Source organism: Streptomyces sp. RP5T, from assembly GCF_003933965.1.
Classification (GTDB): Bacteria; Actinomycetota; Actinomycetes; order Streptomycetales; family Streptomycetaceae; genus Streptomyces.
Genome location: NZ_RSAJ01000885.1, coordinates 1 through 2,486, shown reverse-complemented (window position 1 = coordinate 2,486; position 2,486 = coordinate 1). Strand labels below are relative to the sequence as shown.

Here is a 2,486-nt window from a genome sequence, read left to right as displayed (position 1 = left end):
GTGGCCGCCGAGCTGAACGACCGCCCACGCAAAACGCTCGACTGGGAAACCCCAGCCGAGCGCCTGCATAAACTGCTCGCGGCCTGATCAACACGACCACGTGTTGCAACGACCCCTAGAAAGCGCCGATCGGTCCGGGGCCTTTCGCCTGGTGCCCCCGGCAGGATTCGAAGGTGAAGCCGTACGTGAAGTCGTGCTGGTGACCGAACAGGATGCCTTTGCCCTGCTGCCGCCGGCTGCTGTAACTAACTACAATGTTGCTAACGGTTATGTTAGTATCTCCGACATTAGGTGAGGCTGGAGAGGTGGCGGCATGGCAGATTTCGTGGGCAGGCGGCACGAACTCGAGACGCTGGACCGCGAGCTGGGCAAGGTGACGGCCGGGGTCGGTGGGGAGCGGCCCGGGCGCTGCGTGATGCTTCGAGGGCGCCGCCGGGTGGGTAAGTCGCGACTGATGGAGCGGTTCGCCGAGCAGTCCGGTGCACCGTTTCTCTTCTACGCCGCCACAGGGGCGTCGCCGGGGGCGGACCTGGAGCGGCTCGGCCGGGATGCGCAGTCGTCCAGCCTTCCGCTGGCGAGTCTGCTGTCCGCGGCCCGCCCGGCGAGTTGGGATGCGGCCTTCGACGTACTGGCGGCGGCACTGCCGCCCGACCGGGCCAGCGTGGTGGTCATGGACGAGGTGCCCTATTTGATGGATGCGGAGGGCGCCTTCGAGGGCATGCTCCAGCGAGCCTGGGACCGGTTGTTGGAGAAGAAGCCGGTTCTGCTGGTTCTCATCGGTTCCGATCTGTCGATGATGGAGGCGCTGAACAGCTATGGACGCCTGTTCCACCAGCGCGGGCGGGAGATGGTGCTGGGTCCGCTCAACCCGGCGGAGGTGGGCGAGATGCTCGGCCTCGATCCTGCCTCGGCCTTCGATGCGGCCCTGATCACCGGTGGGCTGCCTCTGATCTGCGCGGAATGGACGCACGGCGCCGGAATGTGGGAGTTCCTGAAGGCGGCGCTCAGCGATCCGGTCTCGGCCTTGCTGGTGTCGGCAGAGCGTTCGCTTGCTGCAGAGTTCCCCCAACAGGTCCAAGCCCGCACCGTCCTCTCGGCGATCGGCAGCGGTGAGCGGACGTTCTCCAATATTGCCCGCGCCGCCGGCGGGATCGGGGCGACCCCGCTGCAGCGGTCGCTGGGGATCCTTGCGGACAAGCGGGTGATCGCGGCGGAGCTTCCCGTGTCCACGCGGCCTTCGAAGGATCGTCGCTATCGGGTCGCGGATCCCTACCTCCGCTTCTGGCTGAAGCTCCTGGGGCCGGCGATGGAAGAGATCGAGCGGGGCCGGGGTGACCTGACACTGCAGCGCATCCGTGAAAACTGGACCAGTTGGCGTGGCAGGGCCATTGAACCTCTGGTGCGCGAGGCGCTGGCACGACTGCTGCCGGACGCGAACCTCCCTGCCGCCCCCGCCATCGGCGGTTACTGGACCCGTACCAACGATGTGGAGATCGACGTCGTGGGAGCGGACCGCGCGCCCATCGCCAAGGAGCTGTTGTTCGTCGGCTCGGTGAAGTGGCTGGAGAACTCCCCGTTCGACCGGCACGATCTCGCGGCTCTGCACCGGCACCGCGCGGCGCTCACACCTGGTCCCGTGCCTGTGATCGCTGTCTCGCGCAGCGGCACCGACTGCACGGGGCTCGACGCTGCGTACGGCCCGGCGGAACTCCTCGCGGCGTGGTCCTCCTGAGCATGCCGGCACCCGTGTGGGTGCCAGGTGTCCATGGCCTGTCGCCCCATTCGGATCGGCCGAGCCTCCGGCCCACCGCGCCGGGGACGTCCTTCCGCTCACGCAAACGGCCCCGGACGAAGAGTCCGAGGCCGAGCAAGAACCTGCCATGGGGGATAAACCCCAGGTCAGAGCGGTAACGCGTTGTGCCCCCGGCAGGATTCGAACCTGCGACACCCGCTTTAGGAGAGCGGTGCTCTATCCCCTGAGCTACGAAGGCGGACGGTGGCCGTGAAGGTCACTGGCGTCAGCGTACCGGATGTGCTGGGGTGCGGCGTGGGGGTTCCCCGGGGTCAGAGGAGGGGGATCCGGGTGAAGTGGGCCGCTGCGCGGAGTTCCTCCTCGATGCGGGTCGCCGTGCGGCGGAGTTGGGGGAGGAGGTCCTCGACGCACTCCGCCTCCGTGCGGCCCGCCGCGTGCAGGGCCACGTTCACGGCGGCGAGAACGTGGCCCGTGCGGTCGTGGAGGGGGACGGCGATCGTGCGCAGTCCGTCCTCCCAGTCCTCGTCGAGCAGGGCGTGGTCCGCGGTGTCCGAGAGCAGGACCCGGCCCAGCGAGGTCGCCGCGGCCGGCAGCCTCGTGCCCACCCTGATGTCCACGCCCATGATCCGCGGGGACACGGCCCTCGCCGTGTACTGGATCTCCGCGGTCGGTCCCGAGGACACCAGGATCGCCAGGGCCGTCGATTCCCCCACCCGTGCCGAGAGGTCCGCCA

Annotated in this window: 2 protein-coding genes and 1 tRNA gene; 1 reads left to right on the top strand and 2 read right to left on the bottom strand. The window is 68.5% G+C overall.

Translation table 11 applies throughout. The annotated features are described in order from the left end of the window. Positions 1-313 precede the first annotated feature (313 nt). The gene (locus tag EHS43_RS42455; protein WP_125195798.1) at positions 314-1,732 is read left to right on the top strand and encodes a DUF234 domain-containing protein; all 1,419 of its coding nucleotides are present in this window, start codon (positions 314-316) and stop codon (positions 1,730-1,732) included. Positions 1,733-1,918: 186 nt separating this feature from the next. Here the strand turns inward: EHS43_RS42455 and EHS43_RS42450 are convergent. Then, positions 1,919-1,991: transfer RNA gene (locus EHS43_RS42450), tRNA-Arg, on the bottom strand. 73 nt (positions 1,992-2,064) lie between these two features. Then, on the bottom strand, positions 2,065-2,486 hold a 422-nt coding region (locus tag EHS43_RS42445), incomplete at its 5' end, for an IclR family transcriptional regulator C-terminal domain-containing protein (protein WP_260470970.1).